The sequence below is a fragment of the Actinosynnema sp. NPDC091369 genome (genome assembly GCF_044757065.1).
GTDB lineage: Bacteria > Actinomycetota > Actinomycetes > Mycobacteriales > Pseudonocardiaceae > Actinosynnema.
Window position 1 is genome coordinate 133,547 of record NZ_JBIVUG010000017.1, and the last position, 23,847, is coordinate 157,393.

The 23,847-nt window shown below is 67.8% G+C and carries 26 protein-coding genes and 3 pseudogenes; 16 read left to right on the forward strand and 13 right to left on the reverse strand.

Translation table 11 applies throughout. The features are described 5' to 3' along the window. Positions 1–404: 404 nt before the first annotated feature. From sfnG to ACIQMJ_RS37480, 5 genes are read left to right on the forward strand one after another with little or no spacing between them, the layout of a single operon-like run. Positions 405–1,541 carry a dimethylsulfone monooxygenase SfnG gene (sfnG, locus tag ACIQMJ_RS37460; RefSeq protein ID WP_499765760.1) on the forward strand — a complete coding sequence of 379 codons (1,137 nt, stop codon included), beginning with the start codon at positions 405–407 and terminating at the stop codon, positions 1,539–1,541. Then, positions 1,538–2,755 (forward strand): acyl-CoA dehydrogenase family protein, encoded by a 1,218-nt coding sequence (locus ACIQMJ_RS37465; protein WP_499765761.1) that lies wholly within the window; start codon positions 1,538–1,540, stop codon positions 2,753–2,755. The genes sfnG and ACIQMJ_RS37465 overlap by 4 nt, the downstream gene beginning before the upstream one ends. Next, positions 2,743–3,924, forward strand: coding sequence for an SfnB family sulfur acquisition oxidoreductase (locus ACIQMJ_RS37470; protein WP_499765762.1), 1,182 nt, complete (start codon positions 2,743–2,745; stop codon positions 3,922–3,924). Before ACIQMJ_RS37465 ends, ACIQMJ_RS37470 begins: the two co-directional genes overlap by 13 nt. Positions 3,925–3,936: 12 nt before the next feature. Then, on the forward strand, positions 3,937–4,488 hold the full coding sequence (gene ssuE, locus ACIQMJ_RS37475; protein ID WP_499765763.1) for an NADPH-dependent FMN reductase: 552 nt from the start codon (positions 3,937–3,939) through the stop codon (positions 4,486–4,488). Positions 4,489–4,518: 30 nt separating this feature from the next. Further along, the gene (locus ACIQMJ_RS37480; RefSeq protein WP_499765764.1) at positions 4,519–5,667 is read left to right on the forward strand and encodes an LLM class flavin-dependent oxidoreductase; all 1,149 of its coding nucleotides are present in this window, start codon (positions 4,519–4,521) and stop codon (positions 5,665–5,667) included. Between the two features lie 161 nt (positions 5,668–5,828). On the opposite strand, the gene ACIQMJ_RS37485 is transcribed toward ACIQMJ_RS37480, so the two are convergent. Further along, positions 5,829–6,023 (reverse strand): hypothetical protein, encoded by a 195-nt coding sequence (locus tag ACIQMJ_RS37485; protein WP_499765765.1) that lies wholly within the window; start codon positions 6,021–6,023, stop codon positions 5,829–5,831. Between the two features lie 52 nt (positions 6,024–6,075). Between ACIQMJ_RS37485 and ACIQMJ_RS37490 the strand changes: the two genes are divergently transcribed. After that, entirely contained in the window at positions 6,076–6,960 is an 885-nt protein-coding gene (locus ACIQMJ_RS37490) for a transposase family protein (RefSeq protein WP_499765766.1), read from the forward strand. Positions 6,961–7,079: 119 nt separating this feature from the next. On the opposite strand, the gene ACIQMJ_RS37495 is transcribed toward ACIQMJ_RS37490, so the two are convergent. After that, positions 7,080–7,691 carry a DUF2306 domain-containing protein gene (locus ACIQMJ_RS37495; protein ID WP_499765787.1) on the reverse strand — a complete coding sequence of 204 codons (612 nt, stop codon included), beginning with the start codon at positions 7,689–7,691 and terminating at the stop codon, positions 7,080–7,082. A gap of 189 nt (positions 7,692–7,880) precedes the next feature. Between ACIQMJ_RS37495 and ACIQMJ_RS37500 the strand changes: the two genes are divergently transcribed. From ACIQMJ_RS37500 to ACIQMJ_RS37515, 4 genes are all read left to right on the forward strand, one after another. Next, on the forward strand, positions 7,881–8,672 hold the full coding sequence (locus tag ACIQMJ_RS37500) for a TetR/AcrR family transcriptional regulator (protein ID WP_499765767.1): 792 nt from the start codon (positions 7,881–7,883) through the stop codon (positions 8,670–8,672). A gap of 201 nt (positions 8,673–8,873) precedes the next feature. Beyond that, complete coding sequence (locus ACIQMJ_RS37505) at positions 8,874–9,008, forward strand: hypothetical protein (RefSeq protein ID WP_499765768.1); 135 nt, start codon at positions 8,874–8,876, stop codon at positions 9,006–9,008. Between the two features lie 55 nt (positions 9,009–9,063). Further along, positions 9,064–10,128, forward strand: a complete 1,065-nt coding sequence (locus ACIQMJ_RS37510) for an integrase core domain-containing protein (protein WP_499765769.1) — start codon at positions 9,064–9,066, stop codon at positions 10,126–10,128. A gap of 65 nt (positions 10,129–10,193) precedes the next feature. Next, positions 10,194–10,394, forward strand: coding sequence for a hypothetical protein (locus tag ACIQMJ_RS37515; protein WP_499765770.1), 201 nt, complete (start codon positions 10,194–10,196; stop codon positions 10,392–10,394). A gap of 372 nt (positions 10,395–10,766) precedes the next feature. Here the strand turns inward: ACIQMJ_RS37515 and ACIQMJ_RS37520 are convergent, their stop codons facing one another. The 9 genes and pseudogenes from ACIQMJ_RS37520 to ACIQMJ_RS37560 all read right to left on the reverse strand — a co-directional run bounded on the left by ACIQMJ_RS37520 (position 10,767) and on the right by ACIQMJ_RS37560 (position 16,154). After that, the gene (locus ACIQMJ_RS37520) at positions 10,767–11,021 is read right to left on the reverse strand and encodes a hypothetical protein (RefSeq protein WP_499765771.1); all 255 of its coding nucleotides are present in this window, start codon (positions 11,019–11,021) and stop codon (positions 10,767–10,769) included. Between the two features lie 3 nt (positions 11,022–11,024). After that, positions 11,025–11,369, reverse strand: a complete 345-nt coding sequence (locus tag ACIQMJ_RS37525) for a DUF6247 family protein (protein WP_499765772.1) — start codon at positions 11,367–11,369, stop codon at positions 11,025–11,027. Between the two features lie 589 nt (positions 11,370–11,958). Then, a complete protein-coding gene (locus ACIQMJ_RS37530; protein WP_499765773.1) occupies positions 11,959–12,447 on the reverse strand; it encodes a peptidoglycan-binding domain-containing protein in 489 nt (162 codons plus the stop codon). A 396-nt stretch (positions 12,448–12,843) separates the two neighbouring features. Next, positions 12,844–13,131, reverse strand: a pseudogene (locus tag ACIQMJ_RS37535) (integrase core domain-containing protein); the annotation flags it as partial. Positions 13,132–13,138: 7 nt separating this feature from the next. Next, positions 13,139–13,341 (reverse strand): annotated as a pseudogene (locus ACIQMJ_RS37540) (transposase); the annotation flags it as partial. Next, positions 13,337–13,735, reverse strand: coding sequence for a transposase (locus ACIQMJ_RS37545; RefSeq protein ID WP_499765774.1), 399 nt, complete (start codon positions 13,733–13,735; stop codon positions 13,337–13,339). The gene ACIQMJ_RS37545 and the pseudogene ACIQMJ_RS37540, both read right to left, overlap by 5 nt. 4 nt (positions 13,736–13,739) lie before the next feature. After that, positions 13,740–14,321: a TetR/AcrR family transcriptional regulator gene (locus ACIQMJ_RS37550; RefSeq protein ID WP_499765775.1), complete on the reverse strand. Its 582-nt coding sequence runs from the start codon at positions 14,319–14,321 to the stop codon at positions 13,740–13,742. A 29-nt stretch (positions 14,322–14,350) separates the two neighbouring features. After that, on the reverse strand, positions 14,351–14,875 hold the full coding sequence (locus ACIQMJ_RS37555; protein WP_499765776.1) for an ABC transporter ATP-binding protein: 525 nt from the start codon (positions 14,873–14,875) through the stop codon (positions 14,351–14,353). Positions 14,876–15,026: 151 nt separating this feature from the next. Then, positions 15,027–16,154: an ABC transporter permease gene (locus ACIQMJ_RS37560; RefSeq protein WP_499765777.1), complete on the reverse strand. Its 1,128-nt coding sequence runs from the start codon at positions 16,152–16,154 to the stop codon at positions 15,027–15,029. A gap of 252 nt (positions 16,155–16,406) precedes the next feature. On the opposite strand from ACIQMJ_RS37560, the gene ACIQMJ_RS37565 reads away from it, so the two are divergent. Both ACIQMJ_RS37565 and ACIQMJ_RS37570 read left to right on the forward strand, forming a co-directional pair. Beyond that, on the forward strand, positions 16,407–17,102 hold the full coding sequence (locus ACIQMJ_RS37565) for a transposase family protein (RefSeq protein WP_499765778.1): 696 nt from the start codon (positions 16,407–16,409) through the stop codon (positions 17,100–17,102). Positions 17,103–17,192: 90 nt separating this feature from the next. Next, positions 17,193–17,477 (forward strand): integrase core domain-containing protein, encoded by a 285-nt coding sequence (locus tag ACIQMJ_RS37570; RefSeq protein WP_499765779.1) that lies wholly within the window; start codon positions 17,193–17,195, stop codon positions 17,475–17,477. Positions 17,478–17,550: 73 nt separating this feature from the next. Here ACIQMJ_RS37570 and ACIQMJ_RS37575 read toward each other — a convergent pair whose 3' ends face one another. Next, positions 17,551–17,772 (reverse strand): hypothetical protein, encoded by a 222-nt coding sequence (locus tag ACIQMJ_RS37575; protein WP_499765780.1) that lies wholly within the window; start codon positions 17,770–17,772, stop codon positions 17,551–17,553. 325 nt (positions 17,773–18,097) lie between these two features. Here ACIQMJ_RS37575 and ACIQMJ_RS37580 point away from each other — a divergent pair, with 325 nt between their 5' ends. Continuing rightward, on the forward strand, positions 18,098–21,187 hold the full coding sequence (locus ACIQMJ_RS37580) for a tetratricopeptide repeat protein (RefSeq protein ID WP_499765788.1): 3,090 nt from the start codon (positions 18,098–18,100) through the stop codon (positions 21,185–21,187). A gap of 326 nt (positions 21,188–21,513) precedes the next feature. On the opposite strand, the pseudogene ACIQMJ_RS37585 reads toward ACIQMJ_RS37580, so the two are convergent. Then, positions 21,514–22,059, reverse strand: a pseudogene (locus ACIQMJ_RS37585) (IS701 family transposase); the annotation flags it as partial. A gap of 123 nt (positions 22,060–22,182) precedes the next feature. On the opposite strand from ACIQMJ_RS37585, the gene ACIQMJ_RS37590 reads away from it, so the two are divergent. From ACIQMJ_RS37590 to ACIQMJ_RS37600, 3 genes are all read left to right on the forward strand, one after another. Continuing rightward, positions 22,183–22,497 carry a hypothetical protein gene (locus tag ACIQMJ_RS37590; protein ID WP_499765781.1) on the forward strand — a complete coding sequence of 105 codons (315 nt, stop codon included), beginning with the start codon at positions 22,183–22,185 and terminating at the stop codon, positions 22,495–22,497. A gap of 77 nt (positions 22,498–22,574) precedes the next feature. Beyond that, positions 22,575–22,829: a hypothetical protein gene (locus ACIQMJ_RS37595; protein ID WP_499765782.1), complete on the forward strand. Its 255-nt coding sequence runs from the start codon at positions 22,575–22,577 to the stop codon at positions 22,827–22,829. Further along, the coding region (locus ACIQMJ_RS37600) for an integrase core domain-containing protein (protein WP_499765783.1) at positions 22,786–23,847 on the forward strand (1,062 nt) is incomplete at its 3' end. The genes ACIQMJ_RS37595 and ACIQMJ_RS37600, both read left to right, overlap by 44 nt.

Genomic DNA, 23,847 nt, shown 5'->3' on the forward strand with positions numbered 1-23,847 from the left:
GTCGGGGACGGGGTTGAAGCCGTGCGTAGCGTGGGGGTCGAGGCGCTCCCGGGTGCGACCGCAGGTCCGCAGCGCCCTCGGCTGACCCAGGTCGGCATCCGCCGACGCCGACGACTGGTCGGCATCCGCAACGAGCACCACCACGCCACCCGATCTCCACGGACGACGTTCGGCGGGCACGACGTTCACGATGTGGGAGGCGGACCGTGTGCGTTGACCCGGTAACACCGGGCTGCTGAAGTGAACGCGTGCAGCGACCGACCGTGTTGACCAGGCGCCGGCACGTGGACTTCGTCCGCGTCGGCGCCCAGGGCTGTTGCCCCCGTTAGGCCACGACACCGTTCACGCACTGTCCTTTCCGGGCAGTTCCGCCGCTCGCCCATCCCACAGCCGGGAGTTCCACTGTGCCCGAGAACCGGGAACGGGAACCGCTGAAGTTCGCCTACTGGGTGCCGAACGTCAGCGGTGGCCTCGTCGTCAGCAAGATCGAGCAACGCACCGACTGGTCCTACGACTACAACCGCGAGCTGGCCGTGCTCGCGGAGGACAACGGCTTCGAGTACGCACTCAGCCAGGTCCGCTACATGGCCGGCTACGGCGCGGCCTACCAGCACGAATCCACCAGTTTCAGCCTCGCGCTGCTGCTGGCCACACAGCGGTTGAAGCTGATCGCCGCGGTGCACCCGGGCCTGTGGCACCCCGCTGTGCTGGCCAAGTTCGTCGCCACGGCGGACCACCTCTCCGGTGGCCGTGCGGCGGTGAACGTGGTGAGCGGGTGGTTCAAGGGTGAGTTCACCGCTTTGGGTGAACCGTGGCTGGAGCACGACGAGCGCTACCGCCGGGCCGAGGAGTTCATCCGGGTGCTGCGCGCGAGTTGGACCGAAGAGCCCGCCGAGTTCTCCGGCGACTTCTACCGGCTGCACGGCTACGACCTGAAGCCGAAGCCCTTGGAAGTGCCCGGGCGGGCCCACCCGGAGATCTTCCAGGGCGGCAACTCGACCGCCGCCCGGGCCATGGCCGGCCGGGTGTCGGACTGGTACTTCAGCAACGGCAAGGACTTCGACGGCATCACCGAGCAGATCGAGGAGGTCAACCGCACCGCCACGCCGCACGGGCGCAAGGTGCGCTTCGGGCTCAACGGGTTCCTCATCGCCCGCGACACCGAAGCCGAGGCCCGCGAAACGCTGCGGGAGATCGTCGCCAAGGCCGATGTCGAGGCCGTGCACGGGTTCCGGGACGCCGTGCAGCAGGCCGGCAGCTCGACCGGTGACAAGAAGGGCATGTGGGCCGACTCGGCGTTCGACGACCTCGTCCAGTACAACGACGGCTTCCGGTCCAAGCTCATCGGCACGCCGGAGCAGATCGCGCACCGGATCGTGGAGTACAAGCGGCGCGGCGTGGACCTGCTCCTGCTCGGTTTCCTGCACTACAAGGAAGAAGTCGCGTACTTCGGCAAGCACGTCCTGCCGGTCGTCCGCGAACTCGAAGCGTCCCTCGACACCTCCGCCGCCACCCCCGAGCCGATCGGAGCCCGACCGTGACGACCTCCGCGCAGCGCACCTGGAACACCACACCCACCACCTCCGACGAATGGATCGCCCGCGCACGGGAGGTCTCCACCCTGTTGGCCACCGACGCGGTCGCACGTGATCGAGCCGGGGCCACCCCGCACGCCGAAGTCGCCCTGCTCAAGGACTCCGGCCTCGTCACCCTCCTCGGCCCCGTCGCGCACGGTGGCGGCGGGCAGAACTGGACCACCGCGTACCGGGTCATCCGGGAGATCGCCGCGGGCGACGGGTCGATCGGCCAGCTCATCGGCTACCACTACCTGTGGTTCTGGGCCGCCCGCCTGGTCGCCACACCGGAGCAGATCGCGGCCGTGGAGGAGCAGGCCACCCGGGAGCGGTGGTTCTTCGGCGGCGCGGTCAACCCGCGGGACAACGACCTCGTCATCACCGACCACGGCGACGAGATCGAGTTCACCGGCCGCAAGTCGTTCTCCACCGGCGGCAAGGTCTCCGACGTGACCGTGCTCGAAGGAGTGCTGGAGGGAACGGACAAGCACATCTTCGCCATCGTACCGTCCCACCAGGACGCCATCGTCTTCAACGACGACTGGGACAACCTGGGCCAGCGGCTCACGGAGAGCGGCAGCGTGGAGGTCAACGGCGTGCGGGTGCCCTGGGCGCAGGCCGCCGGCTACGTCGACAAGGAGTTCCGGCCGCGCACCTACAACACGCTCAACGTACCGCTGATCCAGCTGGTGTTCACCAACTTCTACCTCGGCATCGCGCAGGGCGCGTTGTCCACCGCCACTTCCTACACCAAGGACAAGACGCGGCCTTGGCCCTACGGCGGGGACAACAAGGACTCGGCCTCCGAGGAGTTCTACATCCTCGACACCTACGGCGACCTGCACTCCAAGCTCTGGGCCGCCGAGGCACTGGCCGAACGCGCCGCGGCCCTCATCGAGCGCATCAACTCCCACCCCGACGACGTGACCCCGAGGGAGCGCGGTGAGGCGGCCGTGGTCATCGCGGCGGCCAAGCAGCGCGCCGTGGACACCGGCCTGGAGATCGGCACCCGGATCTTCGAGGTGACCGGGGCGCGGGCCACGGCCGCCTCGGTCGGGCTCGACATCTTCTGGCGCAACCTGCGCACCCACACCCTGCACGACCCGATCGCCTACAAGCGCGCCGAGGTCGGGCGGTACGCGCTCCTGGGAGAGGTGCCGGAGCCCACGTGGTACACGTGATCACCGACGACGCCGAAGCCGTCCGGACAGCCGTCGAGCTGTCCGGGCGCTTCGCCGAGGGAGCCGCCGAACGCGACGCGCAGCGGCGGCTCCCGCGCGCCGAACTGGACGAGCTGTCCGCGTCGGGTCTGCTGGGCATCACGGTCCCGGCCGAGGACGGCGGGCCCGACGTGTCGTGGACGACGGTGCTCGAGGTGTTCCGGCTGCTCGCGGTGGCCGACCCGAACATCGCCCAGGTCCCGCAGAACCACTTCGTCTACGTGAACGTCCTGCGGCAGCGGGGCAGCGCCGCGCAGCGCGCGTTCTTCTTCCGCGAGGTGCTCGCGGGCAGGCGTTTCGGCAACGCCCAGTCCGAGGCGGGCACCAAGCACGCGCAGGACTACCGAACGCGGCTGCTGCCCCACCCCGACGGCGGATTCGTGCTCGACGGCACCAAGCACTACTGCACCGGTGCGCTGCTCGCGCACTGGATCCCGGTGCTGGCCAAGGACCGCGACGACCGGGTCGTCGTCGCGTACGTGCCCGCCGACGCTCCGGGGGTGGAGGTGGTGGACGACTGGGACGGCATGGGGCAGCGCACCACCGCCAGTGGCACGGTCCACCTGCGGCAGGTGCGGGTACCCGCCGAGCACGTCGTCCCGCACCACCTGACGTTCACCGGCCCGCAGTTGCACGGCGCACGCGCGCAGGCGATGCATGCGGCGATCGAGGTCGGGCTGGCCCGCTCGGCGCTGCTGGAGGCAGCCGACTTCGTGCGCACCAAGAGCAGGCCGTGGTTCGAGGCGGGCGTCGAGCGCGCCACGGACGACCCACTGACCGTCCAGCGCTTCGGCGAGCTGGAGGTGCGGGTCCGGGCGGCCGAGGCGCTGCTCGTCGCCGCGGGCACGGCGCTGGACTCGGCCGGCGCCGCGTTGGACGACCGGAGCGCGGCGGCCGCGTCGATCGCGGTCGCCGCGGCGAAGGCGTTCGCCGAACCGGTGGCGCTGGAGACCAGCAGCGCGTTGTTCGAGGTGTCGGGCACCCGCTCGACGCTGAACGGGCTGAACCTGCACCGGCACTGGCGCAACGCCCGCACGCACACCCTGCACGACCCGGTGCGCTGGAAGGTCCAGCACATCGGCCGCTACGCGCTCGACGGCACACCGCCGCCGCGCCACGGCCTGATCTGACGGAGGTGGACGATGCCCTCGATCCTGGTGCTGTCCGGGAGCCCTTCCCCGACCTCGCGCACCGCGGCACTGGCCGAGCACCTCGCCGAGCGGCTGCGGGGTGACGGCCACGCCGTGCGCGTGGTCCGCGTCCGGGACCTTCCCGCCGAGGCGTTGCTGGGCGCCGACGCCACCGACCCGGCCATCGCTGAGGTCGTGGCGACGCTGGCGGACGCGGACGGCGTGTTGGTGGCCTCACCGGTCTACAAGGCGGCCTACAGCGGTGTGCTCAAAGCGCTGCTGGACCTGCTGCCGCAGTTCGCGCTGGCCGACAAGGTGGTCCTGCCCGTGCTCACCGGCGGCAGCCCGGCGCACGTCCTCGCCGTCGACTACGCGCTGCGGCCGGTCCTGTCCTCGCTGGGCGCGCACCACGTCGTGCAGGGGTGGTTCGTGCTGGACAAGCACATCACCACCACCGACGACGTGCTCGCGCTCGCCCCCGAGGCGCAGCGGCCCCTGCACGACGTGGTGGACGGCTTCTCCGCCGCACTGCACTCCCGCCGCCCCCTGCTCGCCGCCCCGTGACCCGACACTTGACGCCTTGACGAGGACACCATGTCACTGACGTTCCACTGGTTCCTGCCCACCTACGGCGACAGCCGTTACCTCGTCGGCGGCGGTCACGGGGTCGCCACCACCGCCGCCGGTGGCGACCGGCCGGCGACCCTCGCCTACCTGGGGCAGATCGCCCGCAGCGCCGAGCAGCTGGGGTTCGAGGCCGCGCTCACCCCCACCGGTGCCTGGTGCGAGGACGCCTGGCTCGCCACCGCCATGCTGGTCGGGTCCACCGAGCGGTTGAAGTTCCTCGTCGCCTTCCGCCCCGGCCTGGTCAGCCCCACGCTGGCGGCGCAGATGGCGGCCACCTTCCAACGCCACTCCGGCGGCCGGTTGCTGCTCAACGTGGTGACCGGCGGTGAGGACCACGAGCAGCGGGCCTACGGTGACTTCCTGGACAAGGAGGCGCGGTACCGGCGCACGGACGAGTTCCTGACCGTGGTGCGCGCGTTGTGGCGCGGTGAGCGGGTCGACCACGCCGGTGAGCACCTCACCGTGGAGGACGCCGAGCTGGTCCGCACCCCGGACCCGGTGCCGGAGGTCTACTTCGGCGGCTCCTCACCCGCCGCGGGCCGGGTGGCCGCCCGGCACGCCGACGTCTACCTCACTTGGGGCGAACCGCCGGACCAGGTCGCGGAGAAGATCGCCTGGATCCGGCGCGAGGCGGCGGCGCTGGGCCGCGAGCCCCGGTTCGGCCTGCGACTGCACGTGATCAGCCGTGACCGCGCCGACCAGGCGTGGGCTGAGGCGCAACGGCTGCTCGACGCGCTCGACCCTGCCACCATCGCGCGCGTGCAGGAAGGACTGGCCCGCAGCGGTTCGGAGGGACAGCGGCGGATGGTCGCCCTGCACAGCGGCCGCCGGGACAGCCTGGAGGTCTACCCGAACCTCTGGGCCGGCGTCGGCCTGGTGCGCGGCGGCGCCGGCACCGCCCTGGTCGGTAGCCACACCGAGATCGCCGAGCGCATCGAGGAGTACCACGCGGCCGGCGTCACCGAGTTCATCCTGTCCGGACATCCGCACCTCGAGGAGGCCTACTGGTTCGGTGAAGGGGTCCTGCCCCTGTTGCGCGCCAGAGGGCTGTGGCGGCACCCTGTGGATCTCCCCGCCGAGCCGGTGAACAGCGTGCCGTTCGCCTCCACGCGCTGAGCCGCAGGCAGCAGGAACTCATCGGACTCGTCGAGAGTGCCTTGGGACAGGTCATCCGCGTTGCGGCAGAGCTCGAGCGGGGTGGGCGCGGTGCCTGCCGACGACTCCGTCGATGCGGCCGAAGGGGTGTCTGCCGAACTGCGAGCGACGGCGTCACCAGCTCACTGCGGGACCGAGCCGTTCTGGGGGATGGTGGGCACGTCATCGGTGATGACGTTCCAGATCCGGCGGAGCTCTTCGACTCCGACCTTGCGTCGCACGGGTACGGTGCGGCCGTCCTTGAGTTCCGCCCGGAACTCGATGCCGGCGTCCTTGGCACCGTTGACGTGTGGGGTGCCAGAACTCTGCACTGGCATGCCGAGCTGCGACGATCGCGCATGCTGGACCTCCAGGGCGTGATCGTGAGGTGTGGCGTCACGACTGCTGTACCTGATCTTCGTCCGACTCGGTGACTGGCTGGTCCCGCTCGGCCGGTCCTCCGCGGCCAAGGACGTCGAACTGCTGGTGCTGCGGCACGAAGTCGCCGTGCTGCGCCGCGCCAACCCAGGTCCGCGGCTGGAGTGGGCCGATCGCGCGGTGCTCGCCGCGTTGGTTCGCCGACTCCCCCGACTGCTGCGCGAGCACCGGTTGGCGACACCGGGCACCATCCTGCGATGGCATCGACGCCTGGTGGCGAAGAAGTGGACCTACCCCAACCGGACCGGCAGACCACCGGTCGACGACACCGTCGTGGCGTTGATCCAGCGGATGGCGCGGGAGAACACCGGCTGGGGCTACAGCAGGCTCCAGGGCGAACTGCTCAAGCTCGGCCACCGGGTAGCCGCCTCAACGGTTCGCCGCGTGCTCAAACGCCTGCAAATACCGCCCGCACCCCAGCGTGACACCGACATGTCATGGCGACGGTTCCTCCGCGCCCAGGCCACGACCATGCTGGCCTGCGACTTCTTCCACGTCGACTGCGCCGTCACCCTCAAACGTGTGTACGTCTTCTTCGTAATGGAAGTCGCCACTCGCTACATCCACATCCTCGGCACCACCACCAACCCCGACGGGGCATGGACCACCCAACAAGCCCGCAACCTGCTCATGGACCTCGACGACCGGACCGACGACTTGCGGTTCCTCATCCGCGACCGGACCGGCCAGCCAGTTCATGAGACGACAACGGACGCGCCGTCGCCGGCGGCACCTACGACGGCATCCGGCGTGCCCAGGGTGAGGCCCGGACAGCAGGCGGTCAACCCGACCCATGCCCGCATCCGCGTCCCAGGCGACGCACTGTCTCCACCCTGAAGAGTCGGCGGCTACGACGCAGACTCCGCTGCGCCCCCCACTCGCATCACCGACCTGCCCGAACCGTTCTCGCTCTTCATCTCGCGGCTGGTTGAGGTCGGAAAGGGCTCCGAGAGGCACTACCGGGTTTTGCGGCGTTCCAGCAGCCAGTCGGTGAGCAGGAGCAGGAGTAGGGGGCTGAGCCAGACCCCGATGCTCGCGGCGCTGTACTGCATGAGTTCTCCGCTGCCGCCGAAGGTGGTGTCTACCTGCGGCATGAGCGCGATCGTGGCCACCACGTTGATGACTCGGCTCAGAACGATCGACATGGTGAGTGCGAAGCTGCGTGACATCCACTTGCGATGGTCGCCGTAGCGGCGTTGGCGGGCCATCCGCAGCGCGATGCTCGTGATCACGAGCCACAGCACCGAGCCCACCAGGTTGGCCACCCGCACGGAAGGGCCGGCCGCGGTGTGCCAGCCGATGTACAGCCCGAGCAGGCCCGCGGGCAACACTCCGCCGAAGACGTAGATCCGGCCGGTGATCCGGTGTCCGCGCCGGTGTTGGTTGCGGAACGCGGGCCAGATCTGGAAGCAGGCGGTCGTCATCGCGACGGTGCCGAACAAGACGTGCGCGACCAGCAATGTGTAGTAGAGGTGGTTGCCTTCCGGCGGTTCCAAGCGGGAGAGGGACGGATCGAGGGTCAGGTAGGGCGGCACGGAGAAGGTCAGGAATGCCGCGACCACCAGCAGAAGCGGCACGATCCAAGGGCGGCGCCACCAGGCTTGGGCACGGCGGAGCGGAGGCGCGGGAGGTGCGTTCCTCGTGTGGGTCATGGGGATCCGTTCGTGCTGAGACGGGACAAAACTATGTACACCATACATACGAACGTACGGCATACATAGTTTTAGAATGACGAGACGACATGGACGGGGCAGCAGATGACGACGCGAGACAGCAAGACCTCTGACCTGCAGCGCAGCCTCACACTGCTGTGGGCGGGGCGCTCGCGTGGTCAGCGCGGACCTCGGCCCAAGCTCACCGTGGCGCAGATCGCGGACGCGGCCGTCCGGATCGCCGACGCCGACGGCCTGGAGGCGCTGTCGATGCAGCGGATCGCCGCCGAGCTCGGCTACTCGACGATGTCCATCTACAACCACATCCCGAGCAAGGACCTGCTGCTGGAGGTCGTGGCCGACGTCGCGGCCGGGCAACCACCCGAGCTCGACAGCACAGGGGACTTCCGGCACGCGGTCCGGCACTGGGTCGGCGCGCTCTGGGCCGGCTTCCAGGCCCGCCCTTGGCTCCTGCGCGTGCCGCTCGACCACGCACCGATCGGGCCCAACCAGCTCGCGTGGCTCGATCGCCTGCTGCAGCCCCTGCTGACGGCCGGGCTTGCGGGTGGTGAGGCGAGGGCGGCGGCCCTGCACCTGACTGCGGTCGTACGCGGCACAGCACAGATCACCATGGACATGACCAGCGCCCACAAGGCCGCCGACGGATCGCCGCACAACGAAGCCGAACTGGCACACGCGCTCACTGAGCTCATCGACCCGGACGGCTACCCCGCACTAGCGGCCGTCCACGCCGCCGAAACCAGCAGCGATCACGCCGGACCTGAGCGGCCCGACGGGGAAGCGCTGCCGATCGAGCTCAGCTTCGGGGTGGACCGATTCCTGGACGGTGTCGAGTCCTGGGTAGCGGCGAAGACCCGCCCTGCCGGAAGCAGCTGAGCAACTCGCATTCTCGCGCCGCCCCCTCGACCGGCGGGCGAACGGGATCGCGGTTCCGAGGGCTCCACGCGTCGGCGCTGTGCCTGCCGACAAACTTCATCCATGCAGGTTGAAGCTGTGCGTAGCGTGAGAGGTCGAGGCACTCCTGGGTGCGGCCGCAGATCTGCAGCGCCCTCGGCTGACGCGGCATGATGACCGGCTGTGCTGCGCCGACTGGCCTACCGGGGCGTGACCAACGCCTTCGCGCAGCTACGCCTGATGCCCCTGAGCGACCGGGACAAGGACATGAGGATCCTGGCGCTGCGGCACCTGTGGGGTGCCAGAGTTCTGCACTGAGGCGCCGACCTGCGGCGATCGCGCACCATGGGCTGTAGGAGCATGACCGCGAGGCGTGGCGCCACGACTGCTGTACCTGGTCTTCGTCCGGGTCCTCGGCTGGCTGGTTCTGCTTGGCCGGTCATCGGCGTCCAAGGACGTGGAGCTGCTGGTGCTACGGCACGAAGTCGCCGTACTGCGCCGTACCAACCCGCGCCCGCGGCTGGAGTGGGCCGATCGCGCGGTGCTCGCCGCGCTGGTGCGCCGACTCCCCCGACTGCTGCGCGAGCACCGATTGGTGACGCCAGGCACCCTTGTTCGATGGCACCGGCGCCTGATCGCGAAGAAGTGGACCTACCCCCACCGCACGGGCCGCCCACCTGTCGACGACATCATCGTGACGTTGATCGAGCGTATGGCCCGCGAGAACGCCGACTGTGGCTGCCGCCGGATCCAGGGGGAGCTGCTCAAGCTCGGCCACCGGGTAGCCGCGTCAATGGTTCGCCGCGTGCTCAAGCGCCGAGGCGTACCGCCCGCGCCCCGGCGCGACACCGACACCTCCTGGCGGCGGTTCCTCCGCGCGCAAGCCGCGAGCCTGATGGCCTGCGACTTCTTCCACGTCGACTGCGCCCTGACGCTCAAGCGGGTCTACGTGTTCTTCGTGATCGAGGTCGCCACCCGCTACGTCCACATCCTCGGTATCACCACCAACCCCGACGGGGCATGGCCCAACAAGCCCGCAACCTGTTCATGGACCTGGGTGACCGAGCAGACGACCTCCGATTCCTCATCCGAGACCGGGCGGCCAGTTCACCACCTCGCTCGACGCGGTCCTCTTCGACGCGAGCATCCAGGTTGTGAAGACCCCACCCGGTGTCCACAAGCCAACGCCCACGCCGAACGGTTCGTCGGAACAGTCAGGCGAGAAGTCACCGACCGCCTGCTCATCATCAACGAACACCACCTACGGACCGTGCTGAACCGCTACGCGACCCACTACAACCACCGCCGACCCCACAGAGCACTGCAACTCGCACCACCACGACCAGACCCGCCGATCGCAGAGCAGGACTACACCTCGATACGCCGGCGACCAGTCCTCGGCGGCCTGATCAACGACTACGAACCTGCAGCAGCGTAACCGCAGGTCAGGTCATACGGCCGACTTCTGGAACCCCACAGGGATGGGCGCCGATCAAGCCGCACATGCACTTCCACGACCTGCGCCACACCCACAAGACCTGGCTCATCGAAGACGGCGTGCCCGAGGTGCTGCAGCACAAGAGGATCGGGCACAAGTTCCGCGGCGTCATGGGCGTCTACTCCCACGTCACCCGCCCGATGATCGACGCCATGCTCGCCGGACTCCAAGCCCGGTGGGAGCAATACGGGAGCAAAAACCTGTGACCTCTTCGGAGCAGCAAGGTGGTCAAGATCTTTTGCTCCCATATTGCTCCCACGAACGATCAACGACCCGCAGACGAAGATCGTCTACGAGCCGTTGACCAGGCAAAAACCACTGTGGGCGATACTGGGATCGAACCAGTGACCTCTTCGGTGTGAATGAAGCCAGAACAAAGCCTCCACCAGCGGAAACAGAATTACCGCAGGATAAATATGACCATTGGGAGTCGTTGAATGCGGTTCAGCGCTATCGAGCGCGTCCGACGGCTCCCATTCTGCTCCCACTATCCGCTCCCAGTGCTCCCGGAAGTCGTGAACTGCCGCGCAACTCGCACGGACGGCATTCCGGCAAGCGCAATCCCGCAGCCGATAGGATCAGCCCAGCCACTGCACCAGCAACAGGTGCACCTCGCGCTGCTCCTCCAGGATCAAGTACACGACCTGACCGACCCTGTCCGGTCCGAAGCTCCAGTACCGCACCGCCGCGCCGGGATTGTCCTCGTGCTGCGGACGGCCGTTCCACGGCTGCAACTCCAACACCGCCAACACCTCGGCATACGCAGACAGCGCCTCCACGGGCAGCGCGGCCACCTGCTCCAGGCTCGCCGCGTCGGGCACGATCCGATACACCGGCTACTCGGCCCGCCCCTGACGCCGACGCAGCAGCGCCTTCATCTCCTCCAACGACACCGCGTCCGGGTTGGCGCCCAGACGCTGGACCTGCTCGGCCTTGGCCAACATCCGGTAGTACGAACCCGGGTCACGCAACTCGCCGTAGGCGATGTGCCGCCACTTGCCCAACAGATCCCGAATCCCGGCCAAGTCCTTCGACACCTTGGCCCGCTCCAACACCAACTCCCACTCACGATCGAACTCCGCCACCAGCATCGGCGTCAACGCAGCCCGGATCGCCACCGGATCAGCCGCAGGCACCACCGGATCGCCACCGGACGGCACCGACGCAGCAGGAGAGGCCATGCCCCACCCTAACGCCCAACCACCACGACCGTCCTCCGGGCCGTCGATCAACGGCCCGGAAGCCACCGCGGCGACGGGGTCTGAAAGACACTCATGACCGACAGACCGAGCACGAGCCTCCGCAGACCGGCGGTCCACACGCCCAGACGCCGCCGAACCATCCTCGATGATCTGATCAACGAGCACGAACCCACGACCGCGTAAGCGCAGTTGAGGCCGTGTGGCCGACTATTGGCACCCCACACGCGGCAGGTGCGGTGGAAGCGTTCATCGACCTGCTTGAAGCGCGGGAGCGAGCATTCGGGTCCGATCACCCCGACACCCTGACCACCCGCCACAACCTCGAGTTCTGGTCTACACGCGCATCAGAAAGTGGCTGACGAGACGGCGATTTCGCGGCATCGGCTATTGAAATTCGAATACAAGCACTTCCGCCGTGAGCGACGATCGACAGCGTTTGGTTATCCCGTATTCTCGACCTCTCCATGGTGGGCCGATAACGGCGCTGTTCGCTCCTGTACCGCTCGAAAAGTCATCGCCGCTAATAGTGTGAGAGTGCCGTCGTCTTTTGCGAGCATGGCCGGACAGTTCATGCTCCGCGATACTTGCACATGTCCGTCTGGAATCCGGCATTCCAGTGGTCGTACAGCGAGTAAATAAAGTAAAAACTGGTTTGCGGCCCGAACCTGCCGTCGACAGCGACTACAGGTCGACCGTAAAGTCTGTTGATTTCTCCCTGGGCATACCTTACCGCATTTTCAGTCTCCGTGCCAAAAATTGCGTCTTGATCGATGGCTCGCGCGAAGCACTTGTTCAAGCTTTCCTGCAGAGCCAACACGCCTACGTTGCGGTCACCCCTGGCCAGGACGCAACCGAAGTTATACGAATCCCAGGCAGTCGACGGTACGTGCTGGAAGTACTGTTGACCTATGTGGGGCATGATCACATTGGAGAAGCTCGAACAGTGGATCTCGGCGCGCGTGACACGGCTTTCCGCCATCGCGCTAGTGGTGCACAGCCCTATCGCCAGTATCGCAGCCATCGTTACGGCTAGAAAACGTTTCATTGGTCGGCGCATTCCGCACTCTTTCACGTGGAGGAAAGCAGTGTCCACTAGCATCTAACGAGTCCCCGTTGGCGCGCTAGCGAATCAGGAGGTAATCACCCATTTGGGCGGCGGCTAAATCAGTTCAACCCTCCGGTAGTGCACGCGGGAATGCAACGATTAGCTGTACTGCCCGGTGAGGTTGGTGATGCGGCTGGCGGGTACAGATCTTGAAAGACCAGGGTTGATCGTGTGGCTCTCGGCATGTCCTGCGGGGTGGTGATCGATGGGTGGTCTACGCAGGAGTGATAAGTACGCGGATGGTGGTGGTCTGTCCGAGCGGGGCAGGGCCAAACGCGAGCAGGTTCGGTTACAGGCGGCGGAGGGGCCCTGGCCCCGGATTTTGGACACGGGGTTATGCGGCTGGGGTCAGCGTAGCCGGTGTTGGTAGCAGGCTGTTCTCGTAGTCGATCGGGGGGAGGTCTGACCGAGATATGAGTGGCGTCGTCGGGCGTTGTAGCGATGTGCCCAGCCGAACACCGCCAGGCGTGCTTCCCTGACGCTGCCCCAACTCTGGGCGCCTTGCAGCGTCTCGCGTTTGAAGGAGGCGTTGAGGCTCCCTGCGGCGGCGTTGTCCGCGGAGCTGCCGATCGCGCCCATGGGCCGGGTCACCCCGGCAGCCTGGCAGGTGTCGGCGAAGGATGTGGCGCCGTACTGGGTGAGTTCAACCGGTCGATGCAACACCGGGCTGTTGAAGTGAGCGTAGCTGCTCTTCGAAAACCTCGGCAGGAGTCTTCCAGTCGAGGATTTTGCGGCGCCGGTTGTTGATCGCCAGTGCGACGGCTTCGAGGTCCTTGGCGGACCAGCGGGAGAGGTCGGTGCCTTTGGGGGGAAGTACTGGCGCAGTAGCCCGTTGATGCTTCTATGTCAAGCGGTAGGCTGATAGTGGGTGACGTGGTGGTGCCAGGCCATGTGGTCGGTGGTCATTGCTCGGTGGATGACGTCGACGAGGTGGCGTTTGAGGATGCGGCGTGCCCCTCGTGAGCCCTTGGCGGGTTCGTGGCGTGCCAGGAGTGCTTGTGCGGCTGGATGCCGGGCGTTTCTGCACGATGGCGGCGGTGTAGAGGACGCTGTTGAGTCTGCGGTTGCCGCCTTGGTGCAGGCGGAAGCGTTCCTGGTCCGCGGAGTAGACGGGAATTGGGGCGCAGCCGGTGTAGCGGGCGAGTTTCGCGGAGGTGGTCGACGGTGTCGTCAACGAGTACCGAAACGGTCGCGGCTCAGGCGCGGGGTTAGGGCACGTGGTCGCCTTCTGACGCCCCACAGGGTCACCCGGTCCGGTTCACGTCCAGGTAGGGGCGGAGGAGCCGGTCGAGCCGGGACAGTACGGCCGCTTGGCCATTGCGCTCGATGTCCTGTGAAGCACGGAGCACGGTCGTGTTGACCAGCTCGGCCATCTGGTCGGGATCCGGCTCGCCGAGCAGGCGCAGGGCGTGGATGAGCGGTTCCCGGAGTTGGGCGTGCAGTCGCGCGCTGTGCTCGTGCAGCACCGATGGGTCCATGGCGGTCCGCAGAGCCTTGGCGACCGCTTGCTCCGGCCCGGAGAACAGCGCGACGTTGGCTTCCACGTACGCCCACACCTGATCGGCCGGGGTGGGTGCCGCGGCGACGTGGGCGCGCACCTGGGCGGCCCAGGCCGGGAAGGTGTCCTCGACCACGGCCTGCAGCAGGGCGTCCCGCGAGGAGAAGTACTGGTAGACGCTGGATCGAGCGAGGCCGGCGCGTGCGCCCGCCGCGGCCAGCGAAGGGGCTTGCCCCGTCTCCGCGAGCAACTCGTACGCCGCGACCAGGATCGCCCGCCGTTGCCGTGCGCGGTGCTCGGCCACGGTGGGCGCCTGGATGCGGGGCATGCTCTCCTCCTGGCGGGTGTCGCCTTTCGCTACGCCAGAGCGGGCCGGGTCGGGTTCAGCCTGCCGTCGACCATCTCGTAGACCCGGTCGCAGTGGCGCAGCACGTCGTGGTCGTGTGTGACCACGACTGTAGCCATCCGGAGGTGGTGGGTCTCCTTGGCCAGCAGTTCGACCACCTCGTGGCTGCGTTGGCGGTCCAGTGCCGCGGTGGGCTCGTCGACGAGCAGCAGGCGCGGTCGGGTGACCAGCGCGCGGGCGATGCCGACCCGTTGGCGTTCACCGCCGGAGAGCTCGTGGGGTCGACGACCGGCCTTGTGCTCCATACCCACTTCGGCGAGCAGTTCGAGGGGGTCGCGGGCCGCGTCGTGCCGGCCGAACGTGAGCGGCAGCCGCACCTGGTCGACGGCGGTCAGCGAGGGGATCAGGTTGTTGCTCTGGAACACGTAGCCGATCCGCTCCCGACGGATCCGCGCCCGGTCCCGCTCGGTGCCCGACAGGTCGACGTCACCGACGAACACTCGACCCTCGTCGGGCACGGTGAGTCCGCCCGCCACGGCGAGCAGGCTCGACTTGCCGGCCCCGACGGCCCGACCACCGCGACGATCTCGCCTTCTTCGACGCGCAGGGTCACCTCGTCGAGCGCGGTGGTGATGTCCTCCCCATCGCCGTGCCGGAGGGTGACCTCGTCCAACAACAGCCCGGCGCTCATCGGTTGCCTCCCAGCGCGGTGAGGGGGTCGACCTTCACGATGCGCAGTACCGCGATGGCCGCACCGGCCATGCCGAGCACCACCAGCAGCAGCCCCGCGACGGCGATCGACCCAGGGTCGAGTGAGAACGGCATCGGCGTGGACGAGATCGCGCCGCCCGCCGCGACCCCGATGCCGACCCCGAGGACGGTCGAGATCGTCAACAGCACCAGCGACTGGGCCAGGCTGTCGCGCAACACGTACCGCGTGCTCGCGCCCATCGCGCGCAGCACCGCGATCTCCGGTTTGCGCTGGATGGTCAGCACGGTGAAGAAGGCCCCGACCACCAGGGCGGAGATCGCGTAGAGGAACACCTGGATCATCCGGAGGGTCGACGTCTCCGCGGTGTAGCCGGGAGACGCGCCGAAGGACTCTTCCAACGTCATCGACATCGTCCCCACCTCGCGGTCACCCGCGGCGAGGTCGGTCGCGGAACCGGATCGCACCGCGACCGCGGTGATCTCCTCGTAGGCATGTGCCGGTGCCTGAGCGCCCGGTGCGGTCCCGGTCCGGATCTCCTGCCACGTGCGCAGCGGGATGTAGCCGATGTCGACGTGGCCGTAGGTGTGCTGACCGTCCAGCACGCCGACGACGGTCAGTTCGGTGCCGACCCTGTCGACCGTGACGACATCGCCGAGCCGGACGCCCGCGTCCAGCGCCGTGGCGCTCACCACGATCTCGTTCGGGTCGGAGCCCAACCGCCTGCCCTGCGTCGGTTCCGGGTCGATGAACGAACCGGGTTGGACACCGAACAACGCCAGGTCGATGTCGACGTCCCCGTTGGTCTTGGCGTTGACCAGGGTGTTCCCGTACGGCGCGGTGTCGGTGACTCCGTCGCGCTCCGCCCACTCGTCGACGGCGCCGAGGTCCACCACGCTGCGCGAGAACGCGGCGTCGCCCGCCACACCGCGCTCGAAGGCCAACGACGTGACAGGCAGCTTCTTCAGCCCGGAAACGCCGTCGTCGACCAAGCCGACGGACAACCCGGACAGCAGCACCATGAGGATCGCGATCAACGCGACCACGGTGCCCATCAAGGCGAAGCGGCTCCGGGCGAAAACCAGCTCGCGAATCGTCAAGAACATCGGCTACCGACCCAGGCGGGTTGTCGACATCATGTCGGCAACTTTACCGACACTATGTCGGCATGAGGGCGCCGGGGCTCGTGACACCCCGCACATCTCGGCACAGCCGCCGACGGGCGATGTCGGCGGCGGGGCGCATGGGGTGACCGCGAGCGCATCGTCCATGGGACCTGCGGGGTCTCAGAACTCTGCACTGAGGCGCTGAGCTGCGGTGATCGCACAGAACCAGCCGTAGGAGCATGATCATGGGGCGTGGCGCTACGACTGCTTTACCTGATCTTCGTCCGACTCGGTGACTGGCTGGTCCCGCTCGGCCAGTCCTCCGCGGCCAAGGACGTCGAACTGCTGGTGCTGCGGCACGAAGTCGCCGTGCTGCGCCGCACCAACCCAGGTCCGCGGCTGGAGTGGGCCGATCGCGCGGTGCTCGCCGCGTTGGTCCGACGCCTACTCGGCTGGTTACGGCACCACCGGTTGGTGACACCGGGCACCGTCCTGCGATGGCACCGACGCCTGGTCGCGAAGAAGCGGACGCACCGGGGCTGCACCGGCCGGCCTCCGATCGACGACACGGTTGTGGCGTTGGCCGCGCGGATGGCCCGGGAAAACACCGGGTGGGGCTACCGCCGGCCCCAGGGCGAGCTGCTCAAGCTTGGACACCGGGTAGCCGCCTCAACCGTGCGCCGTGTGCTCGAGCACCTACGGATACCGCCAGCGCCCCAGCGCGACAGCGACACCTCCTGGCGACAGTTCCTACATGCCCAGGCCGCGAGCATGTTGGCCTGCGACTTCTTCCACGTCGACTGCGCGGTCACCCTCAAGCGGGTCTACGTGCTCTTCGTGATGGAGGTCGCCACCCGCTACGTCCACATCCTCGGCACCACCACCAACCCAGACGGGGCATGGACCACCCAACAAGCCCGCAACCTGCTCATGAACCTCGGAGATTGAGCAGACGACCTCCGGTTCCTCATCCGCGACCGGGCCGGCCAATTCACCGCCTCGTTCGACGCGGCCTTCTCCGGCGCAGGCATCACGGTCGTGAAAAGCCCACCACGGTGTCCACGAGCCAACTGCTACGCCGAGCGGTTCATCTGCACCGTCCGGCGCGAGGTCACCGACCGCCTGCTCATCATCAACGAACACCACCTGCGAGCGGTCCTGGACCGCTACACGACCCACTACAACCACCGACGACCCCACCGAGCACTGCAACTCGCACCACCGCGACCACACCCACCAACCGCAGAGCCGGGCTACACCTCGACACGCCGCCGACCAGTCCTCGGCGGCCTGATCAACGAGTACGAACCCACCGCAGCCTAACCGCAGGTCAGACCATGCGGCCGACTTCTGGCACCCCACAGGTCTCGTGCTGGAGTTGGCCGCCTTGCTGGACTCACGACACCAGCACCCGGTTGATCCCGGTGACCGCCGCGCCGACCCGCTCGCCCACTCCCTCGTGGCCCAGGATCCGGCAGGGCTTTACCTCCGACGCTTGCTTACCGGCCTCGACCTGTGTTCCTGCCAGGCTTTCCTCGCCGAGGCGATACCCATCGTACACCGGGTCGGAGGGACAGAGGCGGTCGAGCGATGCCTCGCGGGGACGGAGGCCGTCCACCGCTGGTGGGCGTCGACCGTGCGGTGAGAGCGAGGGCGTCGCCGGGGTTGTCCGCAGTTGTGCGTTGCGACGGAATACCAGACGGGTTGGGATTGGTCTTCTCCGATTTCGTCGGACTGCTCGTGGCCATGCGCAGGTGAGTGGGTGGATGTTGGACGACTCCGGTGACGAGAGCGGTACGACCGCGGTGGAGCAACACGGCGAGGCGTCCGGCGGGTCGACGGTGATCTAGGGCGGCCGGGACGTCACGATCAACGGTGACGTGCGTGCGGAGCGGGCCGCACCGGTGGTGCCGTTGATGGAGTCGGTGCGTGCGCCCTCATGGATGGGGCGCGTGGAGAGGGCGCCCGCGTCGTTCGTAGGCCGCGAGACGGAGCTGACGCGGTTGGACGAGGCGGTGGCCGCGGCCGGCCGACGTGCGGTGGTCGTGGCCGTGCACGGACTGGGGGGAGTGGGCAAGAGCGCCCTGGCCGCCCGGTTCGTCGAACGGCGCGCGGAGCGTTTCACCCCGGTGTGGTGGATCACCGCCGACTCACCCGCCGCTCTGGAGAACGGCTTGGCGGAGCTGGCGCTGGCGCTGGCGCCGCAGACGGCGGAGCTGCTGTTGGAGCAGAGGGTCGAACTGGGGGTGCGGTGGCTGGCATCCCACGACGGGTGGCTGTTGGTGCTGGACAACCTCACCGGCCCGGCTGACGCCACCGGTCTGCTGGAGCGGGTGCGGACCGGCACGATTTTGATCACCTCTCGGCGCACCGGCGGCTGGAGTGGCGCGACGACAGTGGCCGTCGACGTGCTCCCCGAGGTGGAAGCGGTAGAGCTGCTGGCCCGAATCGTGCGTGAGCAGTGGCCGGACGCCGACCTGACCGACGCGCGGCGGCTGTGCGAGGAGCTGGGATGGCTGCCATTGGCCATCAAGCAGGCTGGCGCCTATCTCGCCCAAACGTTCATCACCCCCGCTGCCTACCTGGAGCTGCTGAGGCGGTACCCGGCGTGGATGTTCACCGCCACCGCCGAAGGCGGTGATGCCCAGCGCACCATCGCCCGAGTCTGGCGCGTCACTCTCGACCGGCTCGCCGACACCCCGCACGCCGGGGATTTGTTGCGTCGACTGGCCTGGTACGCCCCCGACGACATCCCCCGTCACCTGCCCACCGCCGGCGACGGCGGTGCGCCCGATCGCGACCTGCTCCACGCACTGGGGCGGCTGGCCGCCTACAGCATGATCACCCTCACCGCCGACACCATCAGCGTGCACCGCCTGGTCCAGGCCGTCACCCGCACACCCGACCCCACCGACCCGCACCGCCGACCCGACGACATCACTCGTGCTTGCCACGCCACCACGACCGCTCTCAACACCGCCGTCATCGGAACCGATCCCCACCTGCCGGCGGACTGGCCCGTCCTCCAGGCGGTACTGCCCCACGCGTTGGCACTGCTAGACCACTCGGAGCCGGCTGCCGACACCGACCGGGTTTGCGATCTCGCCGATGTGCTCGCTGGCTACCTGCACGGCCAGGGTGACGCCACCACTGCCATCGCCCTGCACGCCCGCGCCGCCAGTAGCTGTGAACGAGTTCTGGGCCCCGAGCACCCGCGCACTGTGGTGTCCCGGAACAACCTCGCAATAGCCCACCAGACCGCAGGCGATCTGGCCCGGGCAATCGAACTGTTCGAAGCGAACGTGGCTCACAGCAGGCGAGTGATGGGTGCCGACCACCCGAACACCCTTGCCTCGTGCGGCAACCTCGCCAACGCCTACCGGTTGGCGGGCGCACCCCGGCGGGCGATTCCACTGCTGGAGGCCACCTTGGCTGGCAACGAGCGGATGCTGGGAGTCGACCACCTGCACACGCTGGTCCTGCGCACCAACCTCGCCGCCGCCCACGAGTCCGCCGGTGATTTGGGCCGGGCGATCCCGCTGTTCGAGGCGACACTGGCCGACAGCCGGCGAGTGCTCGGACCCGACCATCCACACACCATGCGCTCAGCCGACAACCTCGCCCGCGCCTACCGGTTGGCGGGTGACCCGGGTCGGGCGATTCCGCTGTTCGAGGCAGCACTGGCCGATCGGCGGCGGGTGCTGGGTTCCGACCACCCCGACACACTGGCCTCGCGCCACAACATCGCCGACGCCTACGAATCGGCGGGTGATGCGAAGCGGGCGATCGCGCTGTTCGAGGAGATCCTGAACGACAGCCGCCGGATACTGGGGCCCGACCACCCTGAAACGTTGACTTCGCAAGACAGCCTTGCCACCGCCTACTGGTCGGCAGGCGATCTGCGGCGGGCGATCCCGCTGTTGGAGACGGCGCTGGCTGATCGACGACATGTGCTGGGATCCGACCATCCCGACACGCTGGCTGCGGGCGCCAACCTCGCCGGTGCCTACCGGTCGGCAGGCGATCTGCGGCGGGCGATCCCACTGCTGGAAACGACCTTGGACAACGCCGAACGGGTACTCGGACCCGACCACCCGTACACATTGGCCGGGCGAGGCAGTCTCGCTGGCGCGTACCGGTCGGCGGGTGACCAGGGACGGGCGATTCCGCTGTTGGAAGCGGTCGTGGCCGACGTTGGACGGGTGCTGGGGCCCGACCATCCCGACACGCTGACCGCGCAGGTGAATCTCGCCAACGCCTACTGGTCGGCGGGTCAGCTGCGACGGGCGATCCCGCTGCTGGAGGCAACCCTGGCTGACCAACAGCGAGTACTGGGTACCGATCACCCGAGCACCCTGACCTCACGTCACAACCTTGGCCGCTCCTATGAGTCGTCGGGCGATTCGGAGCGGGCGATTCCACTGCTGGAAGCGAACCTCGCCGACTTCAGGCGAGTGCTGGGACCTGACCATCCCGACACGCTCAGCTCAAGCAACACCCTCGCTCTCGCCTATCGGTCGGCAGGTGATCCGCAGAGGGCGGTTCCGCTGTTCGAGACAACATTGGCCGATCGACGACGTCTGCTGGGGTCCGACCACCCCGACACACTGACCTCACAGAACAACCTCGCCTCGGTTTACCGGTCGGTGGGTGACCTGCCGCGGGCAATCCACCTATTCGAGGCGAGCCTGGCCGACTTCAAGCGAATACTGGGATCCGACCACCCCGATACGCTGACCGCGCGCAACAACCTCGCCGATGCCCTCCGGGCGGCTGGTGACACGGATCGGGCGATCACGTTGTTCTTGGCGAACATCGCCGATCAGCAGCGGGTGCTGGGGCCCGACCACCCCGTCACACTGAGTTCGCGGCACAACCTCGCCGTCACCTACGCGTCGGCGGGGCGCACCGGACAGGCGATTCCGCTGTTCGAGACGACGTTGGCCGACGCCGAACGACTGCTCGGACCTGACCACCCGCTGACCAGGACGATGCGGTCGAACCTCGCGACCGCGACGAAGAGCCACCGCTGAACTCTTTTTCCGCCGCAACGAGTTCTGTCGCTGTCGCCTTCTTCGCCGGGAGAGGCCGCGGTGGTGCTACCCGAGGGCAGGCGCAGGCTGTGCATGAGCATCGACGTCGAGGACTACAGCAGCCGGAAGACGCCGGAGCACTTCGACCTAGTACTGCAACGGCACTTATGTGAGTGGGTAGCGACGTCGTTTGTAGTGGCTGAGGCGGGCTTGGTGTTGACGTCGTCGGCGCCAACACGACCAGGACCAGGCGTGCTCGACACTGGTCGCGGGGCGTAGCACCAGGTTGATCAACAGGCGTCGGATCTCGGGTAACGTGAAGGCGATCATGCCCGTGCGGCTGACGCTGATTCCCCCTTTGTCACAAGGGATCGCGTGACGGCGAGCCAGGCGTGGGCGAGCATCGACAGGGTGATGTGGGCATACCAGGCCCGCCAGGAACGGACCTGGTAGTGGTCGAGCCCGACCTCGTTCTTGGCCTGTTGGAAGCATTCCTCGATGCGCCAGCGGGTGCCGGCGATCCAGGCCAGGTCCAGCAGGGTCGAGCGGCGTGGTCCGTAGTAGGCGATGTCGGTCGGGTCGGTGATCGAGCGGCGGGCGAGCAGCCAGTGCCCGCGGCCCGGTTCCCACAGGATGCGCAGTGGCACCCTCGCCCAGTCGCACTCGCGCGGACCGTGCGCTCCGGCGCCCACCGACAACCGCCGCCAGGCCCGCGCCGGCAGCCCGGCGACGAGGTAGTCGGCACGGACCTGGCGGAAGTCGGTGGTGACCAGCGTGTCGTTGACCCTGGTCGCCACCACGTGGGCTATGTTGTGCCGCTCCAGCCAGAACCGCAGGTACTTGGCCTGCCCATAAGCCTCGTCCGCGGTCACCCTGTACCTGCCGAGAACTCCATCCACGCTGGTAGAGGGCGTGCAAGGCCAAAGACATCGAAGCGCTCACAGCGCACGGCTGTATCCGCTGTGACAGCGACAAGCACGGCATGATGACCGGCTGTGCTGCTCCGACTGGCCTACCTCGGTGTGACCAACGCGTTCGCGCTGCTGCGCCTGCTGCCCATGAGCGACCGGGACAAGGACGTGGAGATCCTGGCGCTACGTCACCAGCTCACGGTCCTGGAGCGCCAACTGGGCAATGCCCGTCCGCGGTTCTCTCGCGGCGACCGGCGTTCCTCGCGGCGCTGCTGCACCGACTCCCGGTCGATGCGCTTCGTCAGCTCCGACTGCTGGTCCGTCCGGAGACGGTGCTGCGGTGGCACCGAGACCTTGCGCCTGCCGAGAACCCCATCCATGCAGGTAGAGGACGTATAAACGCAAGAGACGTCAAGCGCTCGCGGGGACGGCTGCCATCCGCTGTGACGTCGACCAGCACGGCATGATGATCGGCCGTGCTGCTTCGACTGGCCTACCTCGGTGTGACCAACGCGTTCGCGCTGCTGCGCCTGCTGCCCATGAGCGACCGGGACAAGGACACCGAAATCCTGGCGCTGCGCCACCAAATCATGGTCCTGCAACGCCTGTGGGGTGCCAGAACTCTGCACTGGCATGCCGAGCTGCGACGATCGCGCACGCTGGACCTTCAGGGCATGATCGTGGGGTGTGGTGTTACGACTGCTGTACCTGATCTTCGTCCGGCTCGGTGACTGGCTGGTTCTGCTCGGCCGGTCCTCCGCGGCCAAGGACGTGGAGCTGCTGGTACTGCGGCACGAGGTCGCCGTTCTACGCCGGACCAACCCCCGCCCGCGGCTGGAGTGGGCCGATCGTGCGGTGCTCGCTGCGCTGGTTCGCCGACTCCCCCGACTGCTGCGCGAGCACCGGTTGGTGACGCCGGGCACCATCCTGCGATGGCACCGGCACCTGGTGGCGAAGAAGTGGACCTACCCCAACCGGACCGGCAGACCACCGGTCGACGACACCGTCGTGGCGTTGATCCAGCGGATGGCGCGGGAGAACACCGGCTGGGGCTACCGCAGGATTCAGGGCGAACTGCTCAAGCTCGGCCACCGGGTAGCCGCCTCAACGGTTCGCCGCGTGCTCAAGCGCCTGCAAATACCGCCCGCACCCCAGCGTGACACCGACATGTCATGGCGACGGTTCCTCCGCGCCCAGGCCACGACCATGCTGGCCTGCGACTTCTTCCACGTCGACTGCGCCGTCACCCTCAAACGTGTGTACGTCTTCTTCGTAATGGAAGTCGCCACTCGCTACATCCACATCCTCGGCACCACCACCAACCCAGACGGAGCGTCGACCACCCAACAAGCCCGCAACCTGCTCATGGACCTCGACGACCGAGCCGACAGCTTCCGGTTCCTCATCCGCGACCGGGCCGGTCAGTTCACCGCCTCGTTCGACGCAGTCTTCTCCGCTACCGGTATCCAGGTCGTGAAGATCCCACCACGATGTCCGCGAGCCAACGCCCACGCCGAACGGTTCGTCGGCACCGTCAGACGCGAAGCCACCGACCGACTGCTCATCATCAACGAACACCACCTGCGGACGGTGCTGGACCGCTACGCGGCCCACTACAACCACCGCAGACCACACCAAGCACTCCAGCTCGCACTGAGGTTGTCCCCGATGACCGGACACCGGATTTCATGCCACGAGGGTGAGACCTTGACGATAGCCGACGCGGGCTTCGTGCGGGGTGCGGTAGCC